Source organism: Terrabacter sp. 2YAF2 (genome assembly GCF_052114705.1).
Taxonomy (GTDB): domain Bacteria; phylum Actinomycetota; class Actinomycetes; order Actinomycetales; family Dermatophilaceae; genus Terrabacter.
The window spans coordinates 490,893-516,899 of sequence record NZ_JBFRFG010000001.1 but is presented as its reverse complement, the minus strand read 5'-3'; the positions used below and the strand labels follow the sequence as shown (position 1 = coordinate 516,899).

The 26,007-nt window shown below is 72.3% G+C and carries 27 protein-coding genes; 11 read left to right on the top strand and 16 right to left on the bottom strand.

Annotated features, from left to right (window positions below):
• Positions 1–33 precede the first annotated feature (33 nt).
• Positions 34–660, bottom strand: a complete 627-nt coding sequence (locus AB4030_RS02355) for a LysE family translocator (RefSeq protein ID WP_442277565.1) — start codon at positions 658–660, stop codon at positions 34–36.
• A gap of 72 nt (positions 661–732) precedes the next feature.
• Here AB4030_RS02355 and AB4030_RS02350 point away from each other — a divergent pair, with 72 nt between their 5' ends.
• Complete coding sequence (locus AB4030_RS02350) at positions 733–1,275, top strand: DinB family protein (protein WP_442277564.1); 543 nt, start codon at positions 733–735, stop codon at positions 1,273–1,275.
• Here the strand turns inward: AB4030_RS02350 and AB4030_RS02345 are convergent.
• The 3 genes from AB4030_RS02345 to AB4030_RS02335 form a co-directional block, all read right to left on the bottom strand.
• Positions 1,262–2,521, bottom strand: a complete 1,260-nt coding sequence (locus tag AB4030_RS02345) for a DUF6596 domain-containing protein (RefSeq protein ID WP_442277563.1) — start codon at positions 2,519–2,521, stop codon at positions 1,262–1,264. The genes AB4030_RS02350 and AB4030_RS02345 overlap by 14 nt on opposite strands.
• On the bottom strand, positions 2,522–2,956 hold the full coding sequence (locus tag AB4030_RS02340; RefSeq protein ID WP_442277562.1) for a YciI family protein: 435 nt from the start codon (positions 2,954–2,956) through the stop codon (positions 2,522–2,524).
• A gap of 127 nt (positions 2,957–3,083) precedes the next feature.
• A complete protein-coding gene (locus AB4030_RS02335) occupies positions 3,084–4,469 on the bottom strand; it encodes a helix-turn-helix domain-containing protein (RefSeq protein ID WP_442277561.1) in 1,386 nt (461 codons plus the stop codon).
• A 312-nt stretch (positions 4,470–4,781) separates the two neighbouring features.
• Here AB4030_RS02335 and AB4030_RS02330 point away from each other — a divergent pair, with 312 nt between their 5' ends.
• Positions 4,782–5,315, top strand: a complete 534-nt coding sequence (locus AB4030_RS02330) for a GNAT family N-acetyltransferase (RefSeq protein ID WP_442277560.1) — start codon at positions 4,782–4,784, stop codon at positions 5,313–5,315.
• Between the two features lie 27 nt (positions 5,316–5,342).
• On the opposite strand, the gene AB4030_RS02325 is transcribed toward AB4030_RS02330, so the two are convergent.
• Both AB4030_RS02325 and AB4030_RS02320 read right to left on the bottom strand, forming a co-directional pair.
• The gene (locus AB4030_RS02325; RefSeq protein ID WP_442277559.1) at positions 5,343–7,340 is read right to left on the bottom strand and encodes an amino acid transporter; all 1,998 of its coding nucleotides are present in this window, start codon (positions 7,338–7,340) and stop codon (positions 5,343–5,345) included.
• A complete protein-coding gene (locus AB4030_RS02320) occupies positions 7,310–8,614 on the bottom strand; it encodes an APC family permease (protein ID WP_442277558.1) in 1,305 nt (434 codons plus the stop codon). Before AB4030_RS02320 ends, AB4030_RS02325 begins: the two co-directional genes overlap by 31 nt.
• A gap of 80 nt (positions 8,615–8,694) precedes the next feature.
• On the opposite strand from AB4030_RS02320, the gene pdxR reads away from it, so the two are divergent.
• On the top strand, positions 8,695–10,158 hold the full coding sequence (gene pdxR / locus AB4030_RS02315) for a MocR-like pyridoxine biosynthesis transcription factor PdxR (protein WP_442277557.1): 1,464 nt from the start codon (positions 8,695–8,697) through the stop codon (positions 10,156–10,158).
• On the opposite strand, the gene AB4030_RS02310 is transcribed toward pdxR, so the two are convergent.
• From AB4030_RS02310 to AB4030_RS02300, 3 genes are all read right to left on the bottom strand, one after another.
• The gene (locus AB4030_RS02310) at positions 10,121–11,314 is read right to left on the bottom strand and encodes an MFS transporter (RefSeq protein ID WP_442277556.1); all 1,194 of its coding nucleotides are present in this window, start codon (positions 11,312–11,314) and stop codon (positions 10,121–10,123) included. The two genes, pdxR and AB4030_RS02310, sit on opposite strands and share 38 nt — an antisense overlap.
• A 61-nt stretch (positions 11,315–11,375) precedes the next feature.
• Positions 11,376–12,287 (bottom strand): cation diffusion facilitator family transporter, encoded by a 912-nt coding sequence (locus AB4030_RS02305; protein ID WP_442277555.1) that lies wholly within the window; start codon positions 12,285–12,287, stop codon positions 11,376–11,378.
• Positions 12,284–12,667, bottom strand: coding sequence for an ArsR/SmtB family transcription factor (locus AB4030_RS02300; protein ID WP_442277554.1), 384 nt, complete (start codon positions 12,665–12,667; stop codon positions 12,284–12,286). The genes AB4030_RS02305 and AB4030_RS02300 overlap by 4 nt, the downstream gene beginning before the upstream one ends.
• Before the next feature lie 87 nt (positions 12,668–12,754).
• On the opposite strand from AB4030_RS02300, the gene AB4030_RS02295 reads away from it, so the two are divergent.
• Entirely contained in the window at positions 12,755–13,732 is a 978-nt protein-coding gene (locus AB4030_RS02295) for a DUF389 domain-containing protein (protein ID WP_442277553.1), read from the top strand.
• A 6-nt stretch (positions 13,733–13,738) separates the two neighbouring features.
• Here AB4030_RS02295 and AB4030_RS02290 read toward each other — a convergent pair whose 3' ends face one another.
• The 3 genes from AB4030_RS02290 to AB4030_RS02280 all read right to left on the bottom strand — a co-directional run bounded on the left by AB4030_RS02290 (position 13,739) and on the right by AB4030_RS02280 (position 15,041).
• Positions 13,739–14,380 carry a hypothetical protein gene (locus tag AB4030_RS02290; RefSeq protein ID WP_442277552.1) on the bottom strand — a complete coding sequence of 214 codons (642 nt, stop codon included), beginning with the start codon at positions 14,378–14,380 and terminating at the stop codon, positions 13,739–13,741.
• Positions 14,381–14,508: 128 nt separating this feature from the next.
• Entirely contained in the window at positions 14,509–14,649 is a 141-nt protein-coding gene (locus AB4030_RS02285) for a hypothetical protein (RefSeq protein ID WP_442277551.1), read from the bottom strand.
• Complete coding sequence (locus AB4030_RS02280; protein ID WP_442277550.1) at positions 14,646–15,041, bottom strand: DUF2237 family protein; 396 nt, start codon at positions 15,039–15,041, stop codon at positions 14,646–14,648. Before AB4030_RS02280 ends, AB4030_RS02285 begins: the two co-directional genes overlap by 4 nt.
• 114 nt (positions 15,042–15,155) lie before the next feature.
• Between AB4030_RS02280 and AB4030_RS02275 the strand changes: the two genes are divergently transcribed.
• The 4 genes from AB4030_RS02275 (at position 15,156) to AB4030_RS02260 (ending at position 20,037) form a co-directional block, all read left to right on the top strand.
• Entirely contained in the window at positions 15,156–17,306 is a 2,151-nt protein-coding gene (locus AB4030_RS02275; protein ID WP_442277549.1) for a penicillin acylase family protein, read from the top strand.
• Between the two features lie 138 nt (positions 17,307–17,444).
• Complete coding sequence (locus AB4030_RS02270; protein ID WP_442277548.1) at positions 17,445–18,524, top strand: hypothetical protein; 1,080 nt, start codon at positions 17,445–17,447, stop codon at positions 18,522–18,524.
• A 16-nt stretch (positions 18,525–18,540) separates the two neighbouring features.
• Complete coding sequence (locus AB4030_RS02265; RefSeq protein WP_442277547.1) at positions 18,541–18,915, top strand: hypothetical protein; 375 nt, start codon at positions 18,541–18,543, stop codon at positions 18,913–18,915.
• 39 nt (positions 18,916–18,954) lie between these two features.
• Positions 18,955–20,037, top strand: coding sequence for a DNA polymerase IV (locus tag AB4030_RS02260; RefSeq protein ID WP_442277546.1), 1,083 nt, complete (start codon positions 18,955–18,957; stop codon positions 20,035–20,037).
• 15 nt (positions 20,038–20,052) lie between these two features.
• Here the strand turns inward: AB4030_RS02260 and AB4030_RS02255 are convergent, their stop codons facing one another.
• Together AB4030_RS02255 and AB4030_RS02250 are read right to left on the bottom strand one after the other, a co-directional pair.
• A complete protein-coding gene (locus AB4030_RS02255) occupies positions 20,053–20,424 on the bottom strand; it encodes a hypothetical protein (protein ID WP_442277545.1) in 372 nt (123 codons plus the stop codon).
• 98 nt (positions 20,425–20,522) lie between these two features.
• Positions 20,523–21,008 (bottom strand): MarR family winged helix-turn-helix transcriptional regulator, encoded by a 486-nt coding sequence (locus tag AB4030_RS02250; RefSeq protein WP_442277544.1) that lies wholly within the window; start codon positions 21,006–21,008, stop codon positions 20,523–20,525.
• A 146-nt stretch (positions 21,009–21,154) separates the two neighbouring features.
• Here AB4030_RS02250 and AB4030_RS02245 point away from each other — a divergent pair, with 146 nt between their 5' ends.
• Positions 21,155–22,393: an MFS transporter gene (locus tag AB4030_RS02245; RefSeq protein WP_442277543.1), complete on the top strand. Its 1,239-nt coding sequence runs from the start codon at positions 21,155–21,157 to the stop codon at positions 22,391–22,393.
• Between the two features lie 28 nt (positions 22,394–22,421).
• Here the strand turns inward: AB4030_RS02245 and AB4030_RS02240 are convergent, their stop codons facing one another.
• Positions 22,422–24,068, bottom strand: a complete 1,647-nt coding sequence (locus AB4030_RS02240; RefSeq protein ID WP_442277542.1) for an FAD-binding dehydrogenase — start codon at positions 24,066–24,068, stop codon at positions 22,422–22,424.
• Between the two features lie 116 nt (positions 24,069–24,184).
• On the opposite strand from AB4030_RS02240, the gene AB4030_RS02235 reads away from it, so the two are divergent.
• Both AB4030_RS02235 and AB4030_RS02230 read left to right on the top strand, forming a co-directional pair.
• Positions 24,185–24,793, top strand: a complete 609-nt coding sequence (locus tag AB4030_RS02235; protein WP_442277541.1) for an ATP-dependent Clp protease proteolytic subunit — start codon at positions 24,185–24,187, stop codon at positions 24,791–24,793.
• Complete coding sequence (locus tag AB4030_RS02230) at positions 24,790–25,401, top strand: ClpP family protease (RefSeq protein WP_442277540.1); 612 nt, start codon at positions 24,790–24,792, stop codon at positions 25,399–25,401. The genes AB4030_RS02235 and AB4030_RS02230 overlap by 4 nt, the downstream gene beginning before the upstream one ends.
• A gap of 19 nt (positions 25,402–25,420) precedes the next feature.
• Here AB4030_RS02230 and AB4030_RS02225 read toward each other — a convergent pair whose 3' ends face one another.
• Positions 25,421–25,828 (bottom strand): helix-turn-helix domain-containing protein, encoded by a 408-nt coding sequence (locus AB4030_RS02225; RefSeq protein WP_442277539.1) that lies wholly within the window; start codon positions 25,826–25,828, stop codon positions 25,421–25,423.
• Positions 25,829–26,007: the final 179 nt, after the last annotated feature.

The following is a 26,007-nucleotide window of genomic DNA, read 5'->3' as shown; positions in this document are numbered from 1 at the left end:
TTCAGTCAAACAGATCTCGTCGGGGTGCGGGGGTTACTCGCGCGCAAGCATGGTCGCGCCGAGGCCCACCATCATGACGCCGCCCGTGACGCCGAGCTTCTCGAGGCGGTCGGGCTTGCGGGCGAACCATTCCCGTGCCCGCGCCGCGAGCAGCGCCCACAGGCTGTCGCTGCAGATCGCCATGAGGCCGAAGACGGCGCCGAGGACCGCCATCTGCACCCCGACGTGTCCCGCTCGGGCGTTGGTGAACTGCGGGAGGAAAGCGACGAAGAAGAGGATCGTCTTCGGGTTGGTCACTCCCACGATGAACCCGATGCGCAGGGCGTGGCCGCGCTTGGCCGACACCTGTGCCTCGAGGGCCTCGCGCGCCTCGCGCCGGTGCCGGATCGCCTGGATGCCGAGCCAGATGACGTAGGCGGCACCGGCCACCTTGATGACCGTGTAGGCCGTGATGCTCGCGGCGACGACCGCTCCGAGGCCGACGGCCACGAAGAGGGCCTGGGCCGTCACCCCGATGGCGTTGCCGACGACCGACAGCAGCGCCTCCCGGCGCCCGACGGTCAGGGCGCGACCGATGGTGAAGAGCAGGCTGGGGCCCGGGACCTGGATGAAGAGGATCGACGCGATGAGGAACGCGATCCACTGGTTCGATGCTGGCACCTGCCCAGTCTGCTCGCCCGCGGGCTAGATCAGCAGGCGGATATCGAGGCTCGGACACTAGCGTCGGTGGCCATGACGACACCCCCGCAGACGGGGCGCACCGACCCGCCCCTCGCCGCCGACGAGGCCACGACCCTCGTCGCCTTCCTCGACTACCACCGCGACACGCTCCGTCGGAAGACCGAGGGCCTGACGGCCGAGCAGCTGGCCCAGCCGCTCGCGCCTTCGACGCTCACCCTGGGCGCGCTCCTCAAGCACGTGGCACTCAACGAGGCAAGCTGGTTCGGCGAGGTGCTGCACGGCCGCCCCATGCCGGAGCCGTGGGCGAGTGCCGACTGGGACGCCGACCGCGACTGGGAGATGACGTCCGCGCGGGACGACAGCCCCGAGGGGCTGCGCCGGCTCATGGACACCTCGGTCGAGCAGGCCCGTCGCGACATCGATGCGGCGCTCGCCGAGGGCGGACTCGAGTTCCGGTCGGCACGCCTGTCTCGCAAGGAGAACCAGCAGTTCTCGCTGCGCTGGATCCTGCTGCACATGATCGAGGAGTACGCCCGGCACAACGGCCACGCGGACTTCCTCCGCGAGGCCCTCGACGGCGTCACGGGGGAGTGACGGACCGGCGCAGGCAGAAGCGCCGCAACGGCTCCACCGCGATGACCTCGGCGAGGTCGCGGTAGCGCGCCGCGGCCTCCTCCCGCCGTCCCGTGCGCCACTCGAGGTCGGCGAGGGCGAGGCTGGCGTCACGACTGGCGTATGCCGGGGCGCCCCTCTCGAGTGATGCGAGCTCGGCCTCCACGGCGTCCAGACCGCCTCCCTCGGGGAGCGTCGCGTGGGCCGTGGCGACGAGGCGGGCGACCCGGACCGAGGGGGAGGGCCAGCGGTCCTCGAGCGCACCGTAGAGCTGGGCGATGCGCGGCCAGTCGGTGCGCTCGAACGACCGTGCGCTCGAGTGCAGCCCGGCGATCGCGGCCTCGATGGCGAAGCGGCCGTCGCCGGCAGCCGCGAGCGTGGCGTCCTCCAGCCCGGCTCGCAGCAGTGGACCGTCCCAGCGGGCGCGGTCGACCTCGTCGAGCGCGAGGCCGGTGCCCGACTCGTCGACGCGGCCTGGGCGCCGCGCCAGGCCGAGGCGGATGACGGCACGCAGACCGCGCACCTCGGTGTCGGCCGGGTGAGCCGCGACGAGTGCGTCGGCGATCGAGAGTGCCTGCCGTCCGGTGTCGGCCAGTGCGTCGGCCGGGTCGAGCACCGTCCGGTGTGCGACCGTGAACATCCCTGCCACACAAGCGATCACGACCGGCAGGCGGCGCTCGCGCTCGACCTCGTCGGGCACGTGGAAAGCCCCTCGAGCCTCGCCGAGCGCGCGCTTGGCGCGGGTGAGGCGCGCTGCCGCCGCCGTCTCCTGGACTCCCAGGTGACCGGCGATCTCCGGGATGGTCAGGCCGCACACGACGCGCAGCGCCAGGACCATCCGGGACGCGGGGGAGATGGCCTCGTCGCACGCGACGAAGAGCAGGGCGAGGCGGTCGTCGAGGCCGTCCCCTGCGTGGAAGGCCAGGTCGTCGGCGTCCATGGCGGTGTGCTCCGCCTCGGGACGGGTGAGCTCCGTGGCCAGTTCCGGGGCCAGCCGGCGCTCCACGGTGCGTCGCCGGGCGTCGTCGAGCCACGCCCGCTTGGCCACCGAGGTGCACCAAGCGGCATACGACTCGATGGGACGCCCGCCGTCCCGCTCATGGGCGGCGGCGCGCGCGACGGCCTCGGCGGCATACTCCTCGGCGTCGTCGAGGCTCCCGGTGAAGGAGGCGAGGGCACGCACGATGCGTGGCCAGGCCTCCTCGAACTCACCCGTCCCGAGCGGCACTCACATCCCCGTCGGGAAGACCTTGCGCCACTCGATGTGGCCACCGGTCGGCACGAGCGCGGCGACCCGACGTGCCGTGTCCTCGTCGTCGGTCTCGACGAGGTAGAAGCCGGTGATCACCTCGGACGTGTCGGGAAACGGGCCGTCGGTGTAGACGGCGTCCTCGACGAGGCGACCCTTGGCGCCCGGGGTCACGGTGCCACCGTGGCGGCTGTGCTGCAGGGCTGCGCCCCCGACGACGCGGGCGCCGAGGTCGACGACGGCCTTCTGAAAGGCCTTGTGCTCGGGGAACGAGGCGTCCATGTCGGCGGCGGCGCCGGTGGCACCCGGGGCGCCGGGGTCCCTGCCCTCCGGGCTCGCCTCGGGCTGGCCGCCGAGGTAGGCGTCGGAGTCCCAGTCGCCCTCGTGGATCAGGTAGACGTACGTGTCGGCCATGGCCGGCTCCTTCTCGATCAGGTGCGCAGCCGTGAGACCTGCGCAGGTGGCGACCCTCGCCACATCATCCTGACGAACTCGACCCGAAGGAATCGACACGCGGCGCAAGTTTTTCGACTCGCGGGTGTCAGTCGGCGGCGAGTCGCCCGAGACGTGCCTCGAGGGAGGCCCGGCGGTGGGCGTTGCCCTCGAGGTCGAGGTAGCGCGTGCCGAAGGTCGCCAGCAGGGCGTCATCGAGGCGGCGGACCGCGCCCGGCGGGTACTTGTAGCCCATCCGCTCGATGAGGTCGGCGCCGTCGACGGGCGCGATGACCGCATCGAGGGCGTCGACCGAGGTGATGCCGAGCTCGAGCAGCAGACCAGAGACCCAGGTGTAGTGGTCGGTGCGTGCCCATCCCGCACCGGCGTACTTCGATGCGAGGAACTTGGCGAGGTCCTGCGCACTGATCCGCTGGTCCTGCTCGTCGGGGTGGGGTGGAACCGCGGGCAGGGCCATCTGCAGGCGGTCGCGGATGGCGGAGAACTCCCGGTCGGCGAGCTCGATGAGACCGGCGGCCAGGGTGAAGCGGCGGTCGAGCTCGTGCGCGTGCTCCTCGGGCACGGTGCCCTTGTAGCGGATGTCGTGCTCGAACTCGGCCCACGCGTGCTGCAGCACCGTGCGGATCTGCACCGATGCGCTCCGCCGACGCAGTGGCTCGTAGGCCGGGCGCACGGTGCGGCTCGCGTCGACGGAGACCAGCTGGTGGCGGCTCGCGTAGCCGAACCGTCCGGCCCGCGCGGTCTCGAGGCCCATGTCACGGTCGTCGAGGACGGCGAGCTCCTCGGCCAGCAGCTCGGCGACGGCTGCGACGTCGTCGTGGACGTAGGTGATGACGCGGACGCCGATCTGGTCGGTGATGTCGACGAGCGGGTCGGGGTAGAGAAGCCCGTTCTCGTCGCGTCGCTCCGCCTTGGACGCGAACGACGCGACGGACTTGGTGCGGCCGCTGACGCTGAGGTAGTTGATGCCGGCGTCGTCGAGCAGGCCGGTGACCATCTCGACGAAGAGCGCGGTCGCGGCCTCGATCTCGGGCCGTACGGCGGCATAGGCCGCCGCGGCTTCACTGACCTCACTGAGCTCGCTGGTCGCGCTCACGTCATCGCTGTCGGACATGCGGCCATCCTGCCGTGCGCCCAGCACGGGAGGCGACCGGTAGTCCCGGAACCACCAGAGATCCTCTCGGTCGGACGCTCCCCAGCCGTGGCGCACCCCCCACCACGTCGGCACGCCGGGCTTGACCCCTCTGGGGCACGCGAAGGTGTGGACCAGGCCGATGCTGAAGCCCAGCGCTCGGTAGAGCGAGATCGCGGACTCCAGCGTGATGCCGTGGTGGCCGCCCTCGAGGCGGAAGATGCGGCTGTGCGGGACGCCGAGACGGGCAGCCAGGGCGCGCTGGCTCAGCAGGTAGGTCCGGCGCACGTGTCTGAGGGCGTTGCTGAAGGCGTCGGGTCCGTGGCCCATCGGGACGATCATGGGTCCACGCTGCAGTCCGTGCAGACGGCTGTCGAGGACGTCGAGCTCGCCTGTGGATGCAGGGCCCTGCGGCCGACGGGATGTGGACGATGCCGGCGCGCGCCCTGGTCACCTGCCATTGACTGTGCATTGGGTCGCACGTTGACCCAGTCGGCTTGGCCACTCGGCTGCGTCACCTGACGACCCAATGCACAGGGGGTAGGGGGCAGTCCGCGCCGGCACCAGCTCCAGGACGTCAGCTACGCTGCGGGCGCGCGACGGGGAGCGGGAATGGCGTGGACGCAGCGGCCGGCGGGGTGCGAGCGTGGCGCCATGCACCTCGAGACCGCCCGCCTCACCATCCGCCCCTGGAGCCACGACGAGGCCGACCGCCTGCTCGACATCCAGAGCCGCATCGAGGTCGTCAAGTGGCTCGGCGACGGCGAGCCGGTCCTCATGAAGGACCTCGACGAGGCGCACGCCCGGATCGACCGCTACGCGGAGCGCAGCGCGACCCCGCCGCTCGGCGTCTGGGCCGTGGAGGTGCGCGAGACCGGAGTGGTCGCCGGCTCCGTCATCCTGCTGACGCTCCCGAACGCCGACGACGCCGAGGCGGAGGTCGGTTGGCACCTGCACCCTGACTCGTGGGGCCACGGCTACGCCACCGAGGCCGCGACCGCCGTCATCCAGCACGGCTTCGACGCGGGCCTCCCGGAGGTGTATGCCATCACCCACACGACGAACGAGCGGTCCCAGGCCGTCTGTCGTCGCCTCGGTCTCGACGACCTCGGCGTCCTGGAGAAGTGGTACGACGAGGAGTCGCGGGTCTACCGGACGACGCCCGAGCGCTGGGCCAACCGAGCCTAGGTATGCCGCGTGCTGCCGTCAGCGCGCTCAGCCGCCGACGTGCACCTGCGGACGCCGGTCCGCGTCGGGCTCGGCCCGCCGGATGATCTCGTGGGTCAGTGGGGGGATGTCTCCCTCGCCGGCGAGCAGGAAGCGCAGCACGTTCTGCCCCGGCGCCTTCTCGCTCCACTCGAAGTAGATGTGCGGCGGCTTGCTGACGCGGTCGCGCACGTCGAGCAGGACAGCCGCGAGCACGTTCGGCACCGAGGGACCCGTGGCCCGCAGGATGTAGTGGCCGCCGACGACGGCCGAGCCGACGTGGACGGTCGTCGCGAAGTCGCTGGCGTCGCTGATCTCGACCTCGAGGAAGATCGCGCCCTGACGCGCGTTGAGGTGGTTGTGCATCCGGACCTCGAGCGACTTCGCACGGTACTCGTCCCGGTCGCCCTCGTTGATCTTGTTGGCGATGAAGCGCAGCGGCTGCGGTCCGAGCGCCGCGTCGTCGAGGATGGCCTTCGCGCTGTCGTCGTAGACCACCCGCTGGACCCGTAGCTCGGTCGAGCGCACGATGCGTGACCAGACGCTGATGACGACGATGAGCGCGATGAAGATGAGCGCGATGACAAGGCCCTCGGGACGCTGCTTGATGGTGATCGTGATCGTGTAGACGAAGATCGCGCTGACCACGGCGAAGAAGCCGGCGGCTGCTCGGTGACCGCGCCGCAGCTCGGTGAGGAAGACGGCGATCGCGGCGGAGGTCATGAGCGCGAGCACGCCCGTGGCATACGCCCCCGCCTGCTCGTCCACGTTCGCGCCGAAGGCCAGCGTCACGACGGCGGCGATGAACGACAGCACGAGCACGAGCGGTCGCGTCGACCGCGCCCAGTCCGGGGCCATGCCGTACCGGGGCAGGTAGCGCGGCACGATGTTGAGCAGGCCCGCCATGGCGGACGCGCCGGCGAACCAGAGGATGCCGATGGTCGAGACGTCGTACACCGTGCCGAAGCCCTCGCCGAGGAGGTGGTGCGCGAGGTAGGCCAGGGCGCGACCGTTGGCGCCACCGCCCGGCTGGAACTCTGCGGGCGGGATGAGCAGGGTCGTCACGAGCGAGGAGCCGATGAGCAGGACGCTCATGATGAGCGCGGCGGTCGTGAGCAGCTTGCGGGCGTTGCGGATGCGGCCCGCCGGTTTCTCGGCCGTGTCCGTGGGGTCGCCCTCGACGAGCGGCATGACGACGACACCCGTCTCGAAGCCGGACAGGCCCAGGGCCAGCGCGGGGAAGACGAGCAGCGACGCCCCGATGATCCCGAACGGCGCCGAGTGGGCCGACGTCATGGCCGCGATCCAGTCGTGGAACGCGGTCGGGTGGTTGCCGATCTCGAGGATGCCGCGCACGAGCACGACCGAGCTGAGCCCGAGGTAGGCGACGACGAGGACGACGGCGATGCCGATGGCCTCCTTGAAGCCCTTGAGGAAGATGCCCGCGAGCAGCACGAGCAGCGTCAGGGTCACGCCGACCTGGCGGCCCGTCAGCGTCGACTTGAGGTACGGGTTCTCGACGAGGTGGGCGCTCGCATCCGCTGCCGAGAGCGTGATGGTGATGACGAAGCCGGTCGCGACGAACCCGAGGAGGCAGAGGACGAGGATCTTGCTCGGCCAGTAGGCCAGCAGTCGCTCGAGCATCGAGAGGCTGCCGTCGCCGTGCGGGCTCTCCGCCGCGACCCGGCGGTACATCGGCAGCGCGCCGAAGAGCGTGATGAGCACGAGCACGAGCGTCGCGACGGGCGACAGGGCGCCGGCGGCCAGCGCCGCGATGCCGGGCTGGTAGCCGAGCGTGGAGAAGTAGTCGACACCGGTCAGGCACATGACGCGCCACCAGGGCTGGACGTGCTGCTGGGCCCTGGCCTCGCTCTCTGGCTCGTAGTACCCGCCCGGGTCGGTCTCCTCGGCGTCCAGGAACCACCGCGTCAGTGGTGTGCGCTCCGCGCGTTGTGTCGTCGTCACGGCGGCGAAGTCTAGGGGCCTGCGCTGGGACGCCTTTCCCATCCTCGGACACCGGACCGATAGCCGAGCGAGAGGACGGCCAGCCCGAGGGCCCACAGGGCGTGCACCCCGTTGACGACCAGCAGCGCGGTGACCGACACGAAGGCGACCAGGGCCGTCCACCAGGCCACGGTGCCGCGCGGGAGAAGGCGCAGGGCCGATGCCGTGCCGAGCACGTAGACGAGGGTGAAGCAGCCGGTCGCGAGCAGCATGAGCGGCGTGAGCCCGAGGCCCCGCACGACCGCGACGACGAGCGAGAGCGCCGAGGTGACCGTCACGAGAGCGATGCTGCGGCGCGGCACCTCACCGGCGTCGCCACCGCGAGCCAGCAGCCGCGGCAGGGCCCCGTCGCGGGCCAGCGCCGCTCCCAGCCTCGACCCGCCGGCGAAGTACGCGTTCATCGCGCCGATCGTGAGCAGCACGGCCACGACGGCCGTCACGACGCGGGCCTGCTCGCCCAGCGAGATGGCCATGAGGTCCGAGAGCGGCGCCTGGCTCCGGCCCGTCGCCGGCCCGAGCACGAGCACGCTGGTCGTGGCGAGGCCGAGGTAGAGCACGCCGACGACGACCACGGCGATGCCCGTGGCACGCGGCACGTCCCGGCGCGGGTCGCGGTAGTCCCCCGCGAGCGAGGCCACCGCCTCCCAGCCGGCGAATCCCCAGACGAGGACGGCGGCGGCGGTGCCGGTGGCGGCCCACCCGTTCGGGGCGAAGGGGGTCAGCGACGCCGTGCTGCCGTGCGGCAGTGCGACCGCGACCGTCGCCGTCATGAGCAGCGCGAGCACGCTGGCGAGCGCGAGCTGCACGCGACCCGAGAACCGCAGGCCGGCCAGGTTCATCGCCCCCGTCCCGAGGATCAGCCCCGCGGCGACGACGACCGTGGTGGTGCGGCCGCCACCGACGACGTCCGCGACGTAGCCACCGGCCATCATCGACGCAGGCGGCGCACCGACCGGGATCGCGAAGAAGAAGCACCACCCCACCGCGCCGGCCGCCCGCTCACCGAAGGCGCGTCGCACGTACGTCGAGACGCCGCCACCGTCCGGGTGGCGCGCCCCGAGCGCGGCGAACGTGCTCGCGAGCGGCACCGACAGCAGCACGAGCGCCGCCCAGGCCAGCAGGGACGCGGGTCCCGCGACCGCCGCCGCGAGCGCGGGCAGGGTGATGACCCCGGTGCCGAGCACGGCGCCCACCGACAGGGCGGCTCCCTGCGCGACGGTGAGCGAACCCCCGATCACGGCAGGGCTGGTGCGGGTGAGACCTGCGGTTGTGGCCATGCCTCCAGCATCCGGTCCGAGTGGACCGATCTGAAGCGCCACTTCTTGCCAGGTTGTTTGGGCCAATCCAGACTGTGGTGGTGGACCTCCACTTCAGTCTCAGTGGTTCGGGCGACCTCTCCGCCCAGATCTACGCGCAGGTGCGGGCGGCCGTCCTCGACGGCCGTCTGGCCGGGGGCGACCGGGTCCCGGCCTCCCGGGACCTCGCGGCGAGCCTCGGCGTCTCGCGCGGCACGGTGACGGCGGCGTACGACCGCCTCCTCGCCGAGGAGCTGCTGGAGAGCCGCCGCGGCGCCGGCACCTTCGTCGCGAGCGGCTGCGTCCCGCCCACGCCCGCGGCCCGCCGCGCCCGCCCGGGAGCTGTCACGCCGACGGCGCTGTGGGCGAACCCGGTGGCGCCGCCACCCGGCCCGTCCGGCGTCGCCTTCGACTTCTCGGTGGGGGTCCCGGACGCCTCGCTCTTCCCGCTCGCGACGTGGCGCCGCCTCGTCAGCGCCACCCTGCGCCGGGGCCGCCTGTCGGCGGGCACCTACGACGCGCCCGGTCCCGGTGCGGCGGGGAGCCGTCTGGAGGCGGAGATCGCGAGGTATGCCGGCCGGTCCCGCTCCGTCGTCGCCTCAGGTGGCGACGTGGTGGCCACTGCCGGCGCGCAGCAGGCTCTCGACCTCGTGGCGCGGGTGCTCGTCGAGCCGGGTGACGTCGTCGCCGTCGAGGACCCCGGCTACACGGCTGTGGCGCGGCTCTTCGCGACCCACCGCGCGGTCGTCCGCGGTGTGCCGGTCGACGGCGAGGGGATCGTGGTCGACGCCCTGCCCGACACCGCCCGCCTCGTCTACGTCACGCCCTCGCACCAGCACCCGACCGGCGTGGCCATGTCGCTGGCACGGCGGATCGCGCTGCTGGAGTGGGCGGTCCGTCACGGCGCCGTCATCGTCGAGGACGACTACGACAGCGAGTTCCGCTTCGCCGACCGGCCGCTCGAGCCGTTGCAGAGCCTCGACCGTGACGGCCGGGTCGTCTACGTCGGGTCCTTCTCCAAGTCGCTGCTCCCGGCCCTGCGGGTCGGCTACGCCATCGCGCCGACCACGCTGACGGCCGCCCTGCGCGAGGCGAAGCGCGTCACCGTCTGGGACGGTGACGCGGTGACCCAGGGCGCTCTCGCCGCCTTCCTCGCCGAGGGGCACCATGCTGCCCACGTCAAGCGTGCGACGAGGGTCTACCGGGCCCGGCGCGAGGCGCTCCTGGACGGTCTCACGGCTCCCGACGGTCTGGCCGACTGGCTCGAGGTCGTTCCCTCGGCCGCGGGCCTGCACCTGTGCACCCTGTTCCGGGACCCGGCTCTCGACGACGTGACGATCGCCGTGGCGGCCCTGACCGCAGGAGTCCACGTCGAGCCGCTGTCAGTCCGGCACCTCGAGCAGCCGCCCCGCCACGGGCTCGCCTTCGGTGTGGGCGGCATACCCCGGGACGGAGTCGGGCCGGCGCTCACCGCGCTGCGAGGGGTGTTCAGCTCGAGCCGGCCGGGACGCCCCGCCGCCGGATGATCGCGAACTGCGTCGCGAGCGGGATGATCCCGAGGATCAGCACCATCGGTACGGCAAAGCCGAGGCGCAGGTTGTCCGACCCGACGGCGCCGGTCAGGACTGCGCCGAGCAGTGCACCGACGTAGTTGAACTGGTTGAACCGGGCGACCACCTGGTCGGTCTTGTCGATGCGCTCGCCCGACGAGCCCGCGTCCTCGCCTCCCGCGATGGCGCCCGCCGCCGAGAAGCTGAGCGGCGCGATCGTCGCGACGGCGCCACCGAGGATGGTGAAGCCGACGACGGCCACGCCCCACGTCGGGGCGAAGACGATGACCGCCAGCGACAGCGCGGCGACGACCCCGCTGATCCGGAGCAGCCACACGGCGCCGTGCCGGTCGACGAGCCGGTCGCCGACGGCACGGGCCAGGAGCGTCGAGACGAGGTAGGGGAGCGTGGCCAGGGCGGTGAGGGCGGACGGGGCGTGCAGGGTGCCGTCGAGGTAGACCGGCCCCCACGTCGTCGCCGCGGTGTCGACCATGTAGAAGAGGACCATGGCGACCCCGAGGAGGGCGATGCGCCGCCACGGCACGTCGACCGTGGCGTCGGTCGCGGCGAGCCGGTCACGGCGGACGAAGGGCGCGGCGAGGGCCGCGACGGGAAAGGCGAGCAGCGGCAGCAGGGCCGGGCCCAGCTCGACACCCGACGTCGCGAGCGTGACGAGGGTGCCGAGGATGCCACCGGCGGTCCAGAACGCGTGGAACGACGGCAGGATCGGGCGACGGTAGAGGTGCTCGACCGTGACCGCCTGCATGTTCGAGGAGGCGTCGACGAGCCCGAGCGCCAGCCCGTAGGCCGCCAGCCCGGCGACGAAGACGCCGAAGGCCGGCGCCACGAGCAGCACCGCGAAGCCCAGCGTCGCGACGACGAGCCCCACGCGTACGACCACGGCGCTCGACGAGCGTGCCGCGACGACCTCGGCAAGGACCGAGCCCACGCCGGCGAGCAGGACGACCATGAGGAGCAGCCCGCTGACCGCGAGCTCGTCGAGCGACCACTTCAGCTGGACCTGGGGCAGGCGGGTCGTCAGGGAGATGAAGAGCAGGCCCTGGACGAAGAAGGCGGCGCCGGCGGCGAGCCGAGCCCGCAGCGCGGGGGAGGACTCGGCCTGAGAGGTCACGCTGGGTCACACTGTCGGTCGCGGGTCCTGGCGTCAAGGCTCCAGGGTCGCGGCGGCAGTCCTACCAGTCGGCACCCTGACAGGTGGACCGGTCGGTCGTCTCGACCTGGAGGGTTGCGTGGGCGACGTGGAAGCGCTCGCGCAGCATCCGGCTGGCGGCCTCCAGCACCTCCGGTCCGGTGTCGGGGCGCAAGGTCACGAGGTGCGCGGTCGCGACGTCCATGCCCGACGTCAGGGTCCACACGTGCAGGTCGTGGACCTCGGTGACTCCCGGCACCTCACCGAGCGCGGTCAGCAGGTCGGTCGGCTCGATGCCGGTGGGTGCGTGCTGGCCGAGGACGGCCACGACCTCGCGCCCGAGTGCGACTGCGCGCACCGCGACGAAGACGGCGATCGCGAGGGCGACGACGGTGTCCCACCAGGCGCTCCCGGTCGCGGCGACGAGCAGGGCGGCCGCGATGACGCCGACCGAACCGACGGTGTCGGCCACGACCTCGAGGTAGGCGCCCTTGACGTTGAGGCTCTCGGCGGCGCCGCCGCGCAGCAGGAACAGGGCGACGACGTTGATGACCAGACCGATCCCGCCGACGACGAGCATGGTGCCCGAGGCGATCTCGGGGCTCGACCCGATGCGCCTGACGGCCTCGACGGCGATGTAGACGGAGACGCCGAGCATGAGCAGCACCGCGAGCCCGGAGGCGAAGACCTCGGCCCGGTAGGAGCCGAAGGTGCGGCGTCCGGTCGTGTCGGCGCGAGTTGCGATCCGCGTCGCGACGAGGGCCGCCCCCAGGGTCACGACGTCGGCTGCCATGTGTCCCGCGTCGGACAGGAGGGCGAGCGAACCCGACGTCAGGCCGGCCACCAGCTCGACGACGAAGAAGGCCGCCACGAGGCCGGCGGCGACGGCGAGGCGCCAGCGGTGTCGTGCGCCTGCGTGTCCGGGAGAGCGCCCGTGGGAGTGCCCGTGGCTCATCGACGCCGACCCCCGTCGTGGAGCGCGTGCTCGCGGGTGACGTCGAGGAGCAGCCTGACATGGGCGTCGGAGAGGCGGTAGTAGATGTTGCGGCCCTGGCGCCGTCCGGTGACGACACCCGAGGCGCGGAGCAGCCGGAGGGCCTGGGAGACGGTCGTCTCGGCGGTACCGGTCGCGGCGGAGAGGTCGCAGACGCAGAGCTCACCGGCCTCGAGGAGGGCATAGAGCAGTCGGGCGCGGGTCGGGTCGCCGAGCAGCTTGAAGACGCTGGTGACGCGGGCGAGCTCCTCGACGCCCGGGGCGTTGTCGGCCGCGAGGGCGACCTTCTCGGGGTGCACGCAGGGGGCGGCGCACCCGTCGAGTCCGGCGACGGTGCTCACGGCAACCCCCTTCATCTGTTCGGATGATCAGATGTCACTGTCGTGGCGGCAGGCGACACCTGTCAACCGGGCGGCAGACTGTCCGACATGCTGAGACTGACCGTCACCATCCCGAACGAGCTCACCGAGCAGGTCATGCAGGTGCTCTCTGACTCCTCGGCCGTGAGCACGCTGGCGGTCCTGCGCGGAGCGGCGGTGCGCCCGGTCGGCGACGTGGTTCAGGCCGACGTAGCCCGGGAGGGCGCCGACGTCCTCGTCGACCGGCTCCACGACCTCGGCGTGCACCGGGACGGGACCCTGCAGATCGAGCCGGTCACGACGTGGGTCTCGCGGGCCGGCTTCGAGGCGGACGAGGCGACGCCGGGCAGCAGCGCCGACGCCGTCGTGTGGGCGCAGGTCGCGCAGCGGTCCTACGACGACAGCGAGCTGAACTGGACGTTCCTGTCGTTCATGTCGCTCGCCACCCTCATCGCCGGCATCGCGATCGTCCTCGACTCGCAGATCCTCGTCATCGGCGCCATGGTGCTCGGTCCTGAGTTCGGCGCCATCGCCGCGCTCGGGGTCGCGCTCGTCCGGCGGCGACCGCTCCTGCTCGCCGTCGCGGCGCGGGCTCTCGTCGTCGGCTTCCTCGTCGCCATCGTCGTCACGTGCCTGGCCGGGCTCGTCGGACGCGCCCTCGGCTGGGTGACCCTCGACGACATCACGGGCAACCGTCCCAGCACCCACTTCATCTACGCGCCGGACAAGTGGTCGTTCATCGTCGCCGTGCTCGCTGCTGCGGCCGGGGTGCTCTCCCTGACGTCGGCCAAGCTCGGAGGACTCAGCGGCGTCTTCATCTCGGTCACGACCATCCCCGCCGCAGGCAACGTCGCGCTCGGCCTCGCCTTCGGCGCGTGGGCGGAGGTGCGCGGCAGCGGTCTCCAGCTCGTCATCAACGTCGTCGGGATGGCCCTCGCCGGGTGGGTCACCCTGGCGCTGCAGCGCGCCGTCTGGTCACGGGTGCCGGCGCCGCCGTCGCACACTCGCTTGAGTCGCCGGATCCACGCCGAGCCGCCGTCCCGCTGAGCCGCGTCAGCGAGTGGTGGTCGGCGTCGGTCGCGGTGGGGGCGCCGGCAGCGTGAAGGTCGTCGACAGGGCTCCGTTCACGAGCGCCAGCAGGACCCCGGTCTCCTGGCGGATGACGGCATAACGGCTCGCCGCCACGGGCGAGCTCGCCCTGGCCTCGTCCGAGGCGGCCCGGGCGAAGAGCCCCAGGGAGGCGAGCCGGCCGTAGTAGCTGGGGGCGTCGAGGCCCGGTGGCGGACCGTTGGCCCCGAGCCGGGCCAGGTGCTGGGCCATGAGGTCGAGCTGGAGGGCTGCAGCATTGCCCGACAAGGACATCCGGTCGAGCAGCCGCACGTCCATGACGAGGCTCGTGCAGTCGGCGAGCGCGACGGGCCGGTTGAAGACGGTGCTGGTCGTCAGGGTCGGCGCCGCCGGTGCGGTGACGGTGACCGTGGGCGTCGCCACGACGGTCGCCGTGGCCACGACCGTCGTCATCGCGGTGACGGTCTGCCTGTCGATCTCGGTGACCGTCACCGTCTCCGTCGGCACCGGCGTGCCGGACGCTCCGGCGACCTGGCTCAGCTCGATGACGGGCGTGCCGGACGAGCACGCCCCCAGGGTGAGGGCGCACGACAGCGCGAGCGCTGCGGCAACCCTGGCTCGAGACACGGTCGGCTCCGGTGCTCGACGTGGACAGTGCCTCGATTGTCGTCGGTGCGCGGCTGTCGCGTGCCGCTATGCGCGAACCGTCCCCACCGCGGCGCGCGCGCTCCGGAGCAGGCCTCCCACCCGGGTCCTCAGGTCGACGGCGAGCACCTCGTCGGGGCTGCCCGCGCGGGCTCCGCCTTGTCGACCGGGAAGTCGGCGGACCGCGTGAAGGGCAGGGCGACGCAGCACAGGCCGAAGCACTGCGCGCAGTCGGCCTCGAGGCGTCTCACAGCAGCGAGCTCGGGTCGTCGGGGACGTCGGCGGCATACGACTGCAGGAGCTGGAGCGGCACGACCTCGAGGGCGCGCGCGTGCGTGGCCGCGAGGAACACCGGCGCAGCAGCGCCGTCCTGGTGCGCCTCGAGCCATCGGCTGGCGACGACGCACCACCGGTCGCCGGGCGTCAGGCCGGGGAAACGCCACTCCGGACGAGGCGTCACGAGGTCGTTGCCGACGCTGCGCTGGTGGTCGAGGAACTCGGTCGTCACGACGACGCAGATGGTGTGACTGCCCCGGTCCTCGGGTCCGGTCGTGCAGTAGCCGTCGCGGTAGAAGCCCGTCACGGGGTCCGTGCCGCACGCCTCGAGCTCGCCGCCGAGCACGTTCCGCTCCCGCGCTGCCATGCTCCAAACCTAGTGGTCGAGCGGCCGAGGGCAGGCGCTCCACGAGCTGCTGGTCAGACCTCGTCGCTACGCTGAGGCCCCCGCGGGATCGAGCAGGTCGGAGGAGGACGCGACGTGACCACCGAGGTGCGGCGCGACGCCGTCGGCGTCCCACACCTGCGCGCCGACGACCTGCTGGAGCTGGCCTGGCTCCAGGGCCGGGTCACCGCTCTCGACCGCGCCTGGCAGATCGAGCACCACCGGTGGCGCATGGAGGGTCGCACGGCCGAGTACGTCGGGGCCGACGGGCTCGCGTGGGACCGCTTCGCCCGGCAGGTGCTGCTCGAGCCGACGGTGCGGCGCTGCTTCGAGCGGCTGGACGCGGAGACGCGGACGTGGCTGACGGCATACGTCGACGGTGTCAACGACGCGCTCGCGGAGGGGCTCACCGGGACACCGGAGGTCGCGCTGCTCGACCTCGGGTCGTATGCCGCGGCGCCGCGCCCCTGGGAGCCGTGGACGCCGCTCGGCATCTTCTGGGGCATCCACCTGGTCTTCGGGACATTCCCGTCGAAGCTGTTCAACGCGCACGTCGCCGAGCGTCTCGGCACGGACGCCCTGGCGCTGCTCAACGCCGAGGGCGTCGAGCGCGCCGAGGCGTCGGGCAGCAACGCCTGGGTCATCGGTGGGGACCGGACCGCGAGCGGGCTGCCGCTCATCGCCGGCGACCCGCACCGCACCATCGAGCTGCCCGGCTGCTACCAGCAGGTCGGGCTCGCGTGCCCCGAGTTCGACGTCGTCGGCTTCACGTTCCCCGGCGTGCCCGGCGTGCAGCACTTCGCGCACACCGGCACCGTCGCGTGGGGCATCACGAACGCCATGGCCGACTACCAGGACCTGACGCTCGAGTCCCTCCGCCACGTGGGGACCGGAGCGGACGGCTCGCCGGTCTTCGAGGCCAGGGGAACGGGCGGTTGGGAGCCGGTGCGCGCCACCACCGAGACGTTGCGCCTGCGGGGCGGGGCCGACGTGACCGTGCCCGTCGGCGTGACGTCCCGCGGGCCGGTCGTCACCGGGCTCGAGGCGGAGATGGAGCGGGCTGTCGGCGACGTACAGGCGTCGCCGTCGGGCGCGGTCCCGGCCGCCTACAGCCTGCGCACCCCGACGCACGTCGAGGAGGACCTCGGCTTCAGCGCCTTCCTGCCGCTTCTTCGATCGCGCACGGTCGCCGACGTCGAGGCGGCGCTGGCGCGGTGGGTCGAGCCGGTCAACAGCGCCCTCGTCGCCGACGTCTCGGGCCGCATGCGGCACCTCGTCGTCGGTCGCGTGCCCGAGCGTGACGAGATCGGCGCCGTCCTTCCCGTGGCGGCCTGGGACCCGAGGCACGAGTGGCGCGGCTACCGGACCGGACCCGCTCGCGACGTGCCCGACGTCATGGTGAGCGCGAACGACCGGCGCAGCGGCGGGGGCCTCGGCATCGAGTACGCGACGTCGTTCCGGGCCGACCGCATCCGGTCGCTCCTCGAGTCGCCCGCCGAGAGAGGGGAGCGGCTGACGGCGGACCACTGCGGGGCCATCCACGTCGACACCCTCAACGGCCAGGCCGACCTCATGCGCGAGCTCGTCGGGTCGGCGGACGTCACCGGGGACGCCGCAGCGGTGCGGTCGGAGCTGCTCGCCTGGGACGGGCGCAGCGACGCCGGCAGCACGGGGGCGGCGCTCTTCGCCGCCTGGCGCACGGCGCTCGTGCACTGGTTCTCCGAGCATCCGCTCCTCGCGGTGCTGCACGAGCCGAGCGGTCACTCGAGCCTCTTCGCCGCGTGGACCGACGTCGTGACCCAGATCGGTGCCGGCTGGCACTCGATGGCCCGACTCGGCCCGGACCACGGCATCGAGGTCAGCAAGGGCGTACGCGTGGCGCTCGAACGTGCTGCCGCTCAAGCGGGTTCGCTGACGTCGTGGGGTGAGCGCCACTGGCTCGACCCCGTCCACGCGCTCACCAGGTCCGGCGGCGCGCCTGCCGTGCCTCGCGACCCCGTGGGCGGGGACAAGGGGTGCGTGCTCGCCGCCGCGAGTGCGCCCGGGGTGACCGACCACTGCTACGGCGGTCCCGTGGCGCGTTACGTCTGGGACCTCGGCGACCGGGACGCGAGCCGCTGGGTCGTGCCGTTCGGGGCGAGCGGCGACGCGCGCGACCCGCACTTCGCCGACCAGACCCGAGCCTGGCTCGCGGGCGACCTGCACCCGGTGGCACCTCTCGAGCCGCTGCACAGCGATTTACGCTGAATTTTGCCTTCTCTTTACCATTTACAGGACAAAGCCTGACGTTCCGCCCTACTGTGCTCGCGTAGGGGCACCAGGTGCGACACGGTGCCTTGTGCCAGCGCAGGAGGTGTGAGTCCGGTGACGACGAGCATGACGCCCATGAACGGGGATCCCGAGCGCTGGCTGCCCGACCCGTCCTGGCCCGTGCCCCCACGCGGCTGGCAGATGTGGGCGGCGGCCGGGTCAGCGCCGCGGCCCGGACGCGCCCCTGACGGCGAGCTCGAGGTGCGAGCCCAGCCCGAGATGCCCCACACTGACCGTGTGCTGTCCGAAATAGACCGATTTGCGGCCATCGAGGACGCCTCCTTCACGCTGCCGAGCCGCCCGAGCCGCCCGAGCCTCCTGGTCGACCACACGTCGGGCCAGCCGGTGGTGGTCGACCTGCTCGTAGAGGCTCGAGCCTCTCACCGGGCTCCGCATCGAGCACCCGCGGGGATGGTCCGGGGCTTCGCAGCGCTCGCCGTCCTGCTCGTCGTCAGCTTCCTCGTCGGCGGCGTCACGGGCGCCCTCGTCGTCATCGGCGTCTCCACCCTCCTGGCAGCCAGCGCCGCCCTCGTGAGCGGTCACATCTCGCTCTCCCTGGTCGGCGGCCAACGCGGCGCCGGCCTCTTCCTTGGCGTCGCCGTCGTGGCCCTGATGGCGGCCTCGGTGATGCCGCGAGACCGCCCCGCCCGCCAGGACGAGGTCGCGACGGCGCTGGTCCCGGTCAGCTCGAGCTGGGTCCCCGACGCCCGTTCGACGCAAGCCGCCGTGCTGCCGTCACCGGTCGCCTCGTCTTCGAGGATGCCGGTGGCTCCGGTAGTGCCGCCAACGCCATCGGCGTTCGGCGCCGAGGTCGACACGTCGGCGCCGGTCGCGCGCTCGATGGTGGGTGGTGGAGTCCCGACCCTCTCGCCCGATGCGCTGACCCCGAGCTCCGGCCGGGCGAACGACCAGGGGACGTCGGAGCCGGCCAAGCCGGTCAAGCCGGTCAAGGCCGCGAAGCCGACGAAGGCGTCGAAGCCGGAGAAGGCGTCCAAGCCCGAGAAGGCGTCCAAGCCCGAGAAGGCGTCCAAGCCCGCGAAGCCCGCGAGGCCAGCGCATCCGGTGACGACCTGTCCCGGCAGGACAGGCGCGGCGCCGGTCGTGTTGCGTCGTGCCCTGGCTGCGCTCGGTCCGTGCGGACCTGTGCGACAGTGACTCCGTGGGTACACCTATGACACCGGTCACGATCATCTGGTTCGTCGGAGCCGCGATCGTGGGGGCGATCGCCGGTGGCCTGCATGTGCTCCGTTCCGCCATCGGCGGCTCGCACACGGAGATGCCCCTCATGATCTCGGCCTTCGCCCTGACAGCGCTCGCCGCCGCCATGCTCTTCCACGGCGTCATGCTGGCGGCTCGGGCACAGGATGCCGCCGCCGGACCCGCTCCCGAGATCGACGTCGCCGAGGCCGATGCTGAGGACGCCGCCGAGGTCCCCGACCGCGAGGTGGCCTCCGAGGGCCCGGCCGCCTACACCTTCCGCGGAGGTGAGCCGGTCGGCGAGCGAGCGGCCCGGCGTGCCCGACGCGACCGGTCCGCACAGGGCTGACCGCGCGCCGTCGTCGCACCCGCCGGGCACAATGACGGGATGAGTGCAGGTCGCACCACCTGGGTGCTGCACGTCGACCTCGACCAGTTCATCGCCGCCGTCGAGGTGCTGCGTCACCCCGAGCTCGCGGGCCTGCCGGTCATCGTCGGCGGTCGTGGTGATCCGACCGAGCGCGCCGTCGTGTCCACGGCGAGCTACGAGGCCCGTCAGTTCGGCGTCGGATCCGGTATGCCGCTGCGCCTCGCCGCGCGCAAGGCGCCCGACGCGGTGATCCTCCCGGTTGACGCCCCGGCCTACACCGAGGCGTCCGAGCGGGTCATGGACACGCTGCGCGGGCTCGGGGTCGTCGTGGAGGTGCTGGGCTGGGACGAGGCCTTCCTCGGGGTCGACGCTGACGACCCGGAGGCGTTCGCCGAGCGAGTCCGGGCGGCGGTGCTCGAGGCGACCGAGCTGCACTGCTCCGTCGGCATCGGTGACAACAAGGTGCGCGCCAAGATCGCGACGGGCTTCGGCAAGCCGCGCGGCACCTTTCGCCTGACCCGGGAGAACTGGTTCGACGTCATGGGCGACCGGCCGACGATCGACCTGTGGGGCGTCGGGTCCAAGGTGTCCAAGCGACTGGCCGCACACGGGGTCACGACGGTGCGCGAGCTCGCCGACGCCGACGAGTCCGTCCTCGTCGGCGAGTTCGGGCCGCGTATGGGCCTCTGGTACTCCCAGCTGGGTCGCGGCATCGGGTCGGCCGTCGTCGACGACTCGCCCTGGATCGCGCGGGCGCACAGCCGGGAGACCACCTACCAACGCAACCTCACGACGGCGGAGGAGGTGCGGGACGCCGTTCGCGAGCTCGCCTCCCAGGCCTTCGACGACACCGTCAAGGAGGGGCGTCCGGTCTTCCGTGTCACGCTCAAGGTGCGCTACGCCCCGTTCCACACCTCGACCAAGGCCCGCAAGCTCCCGGCTCCGACGACCGAACGCGATGACGTCATCGAGGCCGCCGTCGCCCTGGCGCAGACGCTCGACCCGGGGCGTGAGGTGCGTCTGCTCGGCGTCCGGGCCGAGATGGTCATGCCCGACGGGGGCGACCCCGTCGAGCGCACCCCGGTCCGCGGCCGCCTCTGACGGATCTCGCCGACCTCAGTGGTGGCGCCGGGCGCGACTGATCTCGCGGACGGCCCGTGCCTTGGCCCGGAAGAACCGGGGACGGCTCACCAGGTAGGCGGCGACGACGAGCCCGACGACGGCGATGAGCCGGTTCGGGTCGACGGCAGGCCGCCAGGTGACCTGTCCGTCCTTGATGACGAACGCGCCGGCCGGCCGCCCGGCCATGCCGAAGCCCGCGCCCTCACCCGACTCGCCCTTCTCGTCGTGGCCGGAGCCACCACCCCCGCCCCCGGTGACGACGGCGGCCGGGATGACCGTCAGGCCGTCCTTCTCGTACGGCTCGCCGTAGACGCGTCGGACCGTGATCGTGTCATTCGCCTTGCTGAGCAGCTCGTCGAGCTTCATGGTTCCTCCCTCGTGCCGGGCGCCCCGGCCTCAGCACCCCAGACTGCCCAGATGGCTCGTGGCCCAACAGGGCTGAAGGTCCCGAATGACGCGGCCGCTCAGGCGGGTGTCGTGGAGCGCGCCGCGGCCCGACGGGTCCCGCCACCGGGCGTCCCGTGCAGGAACTGGACGAGCGCGGCCAGCTCGGGCACCTCGCCGGCGCTCTCGAGGGACTGCTCGAGCACCGCGTCGTGGGTCGGTGCGGCCTCGCGGTAGAGCGCCCAGCCCTGGTCGGTGAGCTCGGTGTAGATGCCGCGGCGGTCATCGGCGCAGAGCACCCGGGTCAGCAGCCCGCGGTCCTCGAGCCGGTTGACGAGCCGGGTGGTCGCGGACGACGAGAGGGCGGCTGCGCGGGCGAGCTGGCTCATCCGCATGTGCCAGCCGTCCTGACGGGACAGGGCGTCGAGGACGGTGAACTCGACGACGGACAGCTCGTGGCGGCGCACGAGCTCTCGCTCGAGGGCGCTCTCGATGTGTCCGTGCAGGGCGGCCAGGGTGCGCCACCCGGAGGCGCGCACCTCGACGGCGGAGTCTGCGATTCCCATGCGCACCATCATAACGCGCGTTTGCAATATACCGCGCCTACAACTAACGTCACTCAAGCTCACTTAGTTGCACACGCGGCATACCGGCGAAAGCAGAGAGGCTCGGATCGGCGCCCGCATCCTGTCAAAGGAAGGACTCGGCACCCATGCCACTCGGTCTCATCGCCCTCGCCCTCGGGGGCTTCGGCATCGGCCTGACGGAGTTCGTCATCGCCGGCCTCATCAGCACCGTCGCCACCGACATGGGGGTCACCATCCCCGTGGCCGGCTACCTCATCAGCGGCTACGCCCTGGCCGTCGTCGTCGGCGCGCTGGGTCTGACGCTCGTGCTCGGCGCCTGGCGACCCAAGCGCGCCCTGCTCGCCCTCATGGTCCTGTTCATCGTCGGCAACGCCCTCTCCGCGGTGGCGACCGGCTACGGCATGCTCCTCGCCGGCCGGGTCGTCGCGGCCCTCGCCCACGGCGCCTTCTTCGGCATCGGCTCGGTGCTCGCAGCCTCGCTCGTGTCACCCGATCGTCGGGCCGGCGCGATCTCCATCATGTTCGGCGGGCTCACCCTCGCCAACGTGCTCGGTGTCCCGCTCGGGACGTTCGTCGGGCAGCAGTGGGGCTGGCGCGCGACCTTCGCACTCATCGCCGTCGTCGGGGTCGTTGCGGCCGTCGGCATCGCGGTCCTCGTCCCGGACGCCGCCCCAGAGACGGAGTCCGGTGAGCCCACCGAACGTGCCGCAACCCTGCGGGCCGAGCTCGCAGCCTTCCGCAACCGCCAGGTCTGGTTCTCGCTCGCGATGACCGTCCTCGTCTTCGGCGGGATGTTCGGCGCCTTCATGTACGTCGAGCCGCTCCTGACCCGCGTCACCGGCTTCGACGAGTCGGCGGTGCCGTGGCTGCTCGTCCTCTTCGGCGTCGGCCTCTTCGCCGGCAACCTCCTCGGAGGCCGCTGGGCCGACCGCGCCCTGGCTCGCACGCTCGTCACGCTGACGTTCGCGCTCGCGGTCTCGCTCGTCGCCTTCGCGCTGCTGTCGGGCAACGAGGCGGGGTCGGCGGCCATGCTGCTGGCCATGGGCTTCTTCGGCTTCGCGACCGTGCCCGGCCTGCAGATGCGGGTCCTCGGCCACGCCTCCGGAGCGCCGACGATGGCCTCCTCGGCGAACATCGCGGCCTTCAACGTCGGCAACTTCCTCGGCGTCTGGATCTCGGGCCTGGCCATCAGCGCCGGGCTCGGCTGGACCTCGCCGCTCTGGGTCGGTGCGGGCTTCGCGACGTCGGGGCTTCTCGTGCTCCTCGGCGCCACGGCGGCAGAGCGCAGGGCGGCACCCGAGCCGACGGAGGCCGGTCCCGTCGAGAAGCGTGAGCAGCTGGACGTCCCCGCCCACGTCAGCTGACACCGGTTCGAGGGATAGCGGGGGACGCTCAGAGCGCGGCGGCGACCGACCGGCCGGCCGTGCGCCCGCTGAAGAGGCAGCCGCCGAGGAAGGTGCCCTCGAGCGAGTTGTAGCCGTGCATGCCGCCCCCGCCGAAGCCGCTCACCTCGCCCGCGGCATACACCCCCGGGAGCGGCTCGCCGCCCGGCCCGAGCACGCGTCCGGCGAGGTCGGTCTCGAGGCCGCCGAGCGTCTTGCGGGTGAGGATGTTGAGCCGTACGGCGATGAGCGGGCCGGCCTTCGGGTCGAGCAGCTTGTGCGGACTCGCCACGCGAATCAGCCTGTCACCGCGATAGTTCCGCGCCCCGCGGACTGCGGTGATCTGCGCGTCCTTGGTGAAGTCGTTGTCGATCTCGTTGTCGCGCGCCACGATCGTGCGTCGCAGCGACTCGACGTCGATGAGGTCGTCACCGGTGAGCGCGTTCATTCCCCGGACCAGCTCGTCGAGGGTGTCCGCCACGACGAAGTCCTCGCCATGACGCTTGAAGGCCTCGACGGGCCCGGGCGCTCCCCTGCGGGCCCGTCCGAGCACCTGCTTGACGTCCTTGCCGGTGAGGTCGGGGTTCTGCTCGGAGCCCGACAGGGCGAACTCCTTCTCGATGATCCGCTGGGTGAGCACGAACCACGAGTAGTCGTGGCCGCTGCGCGTGATGTGACGGAGCGTGCCGAGGGTGTCGAAGCCGGGGAAGTACGGCGCCGGGAAGCGGCGGCCCCGCGCGTCGAGCCACAGGGACGACGGGCCGGGCAGGATGCGGATGCCGTGGTTGTCCCAGACGGGGTCCCAGTTGCGCAGTCCCTCCGTGTAGTGCCACATCCGGTCGGGGTTGATGACCCGACCGCCGGCCGCCTGCGTGATGCCGAGCATCCGGCCGTCGACGTGGGCGGGCACCCCGGCCACCATGCGGGTCGGTGGCGCGCCGAGCCGCTCCGGCCAGGCCTGCCGCACGAGGTCGTGGTTGCCGCCGATGCCCCCGCTCGTCACGACGACGGCCTGGGCGGTGATCTCGAAGTCGCCGACCTCCTCGCGGCTGCTGGGCCGACCGCGGTCGACGCCGTCGGGCGCCAGGACGCGACCGCGTACGCCCGTCACGGTGCCCACGGTCAGGACGAGCTCGTCGACGCGGTGGCGGAAGGCGAAGGTCACGCGACCGCTCGCCACGGCGGCACGGACCCGTCGCACGAACGGTTCCACGAGCCCGGGGCCCGTGCCCCAGGTGATGTGGAAGCGGGGCACCGAGTTGCCGTGCCCGTCGGCGCGCCCGTCGCCGCGCTCGGCCCAGCCGACGACGGGGAAGAGCCGATGGCCCTGCTCGTGCAGCCACGCGCGCTTCTCGCCGGCGGCGAAGTGGAGGTATGCCTCGGCCCACTTGCGTGGCCAGAAGTCCTCGTCCCGGTCGAACTGGGCCGAACCCATCCAGTCCTGCGTCGCGAGCTCGAGGCTGTCCTTGATGCCCATCCGGCGCTGCTCCGGGCTGTCGACGAGGAAGAGCCCGCCGAAGCTCCAGAAGGCCTGGCCGCCGAGGGACTGCTCGCCCTCCTGGTCGACGAGCACGACCCGCTTCCCGCGGTCGGCGAGCTCAGCGGTGGCGACGAGTCCGGCGAGACCGGCTCCCACGACGACGACGTCGGCTTCCATGGCCCCGAGCATGCCACCAACCGGACCGGCGGGCACCACGTCTCATCTGCTCTCGGCGGATCTGCCCGTGGCAGAGCAGGATTCCCGTCCGTATCGTGCACGCCCATGATGGCTGGATGACCGACTCACCCATGCCAGCGGCGCTCGACGACCAGCTGTCGATGCAGCTGCTCCACCAGCGGATCATCGTCCTCGGGGCGGAGGTCGACGACCCGATCGCGAACCGGATCACGGCCCAGCTGCTCCTGCTCTCGGCGCGCGACCCGCGCTCCGACATCAGTCTCTACGTCAACAGCCCCGGAGGCTCCGTCACCGCCGGTCTCGCCATCTACGACACGATGCGCGTCATCCCCAACGACGTCTCCACTCTCGCAGTGGGATTCGCGGCCTCCATGGGACAGTTCCTCCTCGGCGCCGGGACCCCCGGCAAGCGCTTCGCCCTGCCCAACGCGCGGATCATGATGCACCAGCCGTCCGCCGGCATCCAGGGCACCGCCGCCGACGTCGAGGTCCAGGCCGCGAACCTCAAGGCGGTCAAGCGCCGGGTCAACGAGCTGCAGGCGCAACACACGGGCCAGACCGTCGAGCAGATCACCCACGACAGCGAGCGCGACCGCTGGTTCAGTGCTGAGGAGGCCGCGGCATACGGCATCGTCGACCACGTCGTCAGCGCGCTGACCGACGTCCGCCCGGTCGGTGTCGAGCGGAAGGTGGGACTGCGGTGAGCAGCTACACGATCCCCTACGTCGTCGAGCGCACCCCGGCCGGGGAGCGCAGCTTCGACATCTACAGCCGGTTGCTCCAGGAGCGGATCATCTTCGTGGGCACGGAGATCGACGACGGGGTCGCCAACGTCGTCATGGCCCAGCTGCTCCACCTCGCCGATGTCGCACCGGACCGGGAGGTGTCGCTCTACGTCAACAGCCCGGGGGGCTCGTTCACGGCGCTCATGGCCGTCTACGACACGATGCAGTTCGTGCCGGCGCCCGTCGCGACGTACTGCCTCGGCCAAGCGGCATCCGCCGCGGCCGTGCTCCTCGCGGCAGGGGAGCCCGGCAGGCGCTTCGCGCTGCGACACTCCCGGGTGCTGCTCCACCAGCCGTCCGCGGGTGGGCAGGGGACGGTCAGCGACCTCGCCCTGCAGGCCGACGAGCTGCTGCGAGTGCGCGCGCAGGTCGAGGAGGTGCTGAGCCTGCACACCGGGCGTTCGGTCGCGCAGCTGCGCCTCGACACCGACCGCGACAAGGTGCTCACGGCCGCGGAGGCCGTGGAGTTCGGCGTCGTCGACCACGTCGTCGAGCGTGCGACGGAGGTCCGCCTCGACGGGGATTGACCGGGGGCTCCGTCGATCGTCACGCCGCGAGGAGCACCGATCGTGTGGTGTCGGCGAGGGTGCCGGTCGGCGCCGGCGCCTCCGCAGGGGACGCGATGCTCGACCCGGCGCGGGACGTCAGGTCCAGGACACGTCTTCCGTTCGGGACGTCGCCGGCGAGGTCGCGCAGCTCGCGGTGGGCCGCGCCCACGAGGCCGGTGATGCTCGACCCGAGCGCCACGCACACCGCCTCGAGCACCTCGGACGAGGGCTCCTTGAGGCCGCGCTCGACCTCGGAGAGGTAGGCGACCGAGATGCCGGCGCGGGCGGCGACCTCGGCGAGCGTGCGGCCCTGGCGGGTGCGCAGGCCGCGCAGGAGCCGGCCGTAGACCTCGCGCAGCAGCGGGGTGCGGACGCCGGGGTGCGGGCGCGGGGCGATCTGGGTCATGGCCGTCTCCGATCTGGGTGCGTTCGTCCAGCGTCGCACGGGAGCGTCAGGATGGTGCCCGGTGAGACTCGGGAGGGCGTACGCCGTGGGCGAACTCACGGAGCGGCGTGCCGAGGGTGGGTGCTGGAGGAGAAAGATGTTGACGGCGTTCACTTCGTCATCGAGGCTGTCGGTAATGA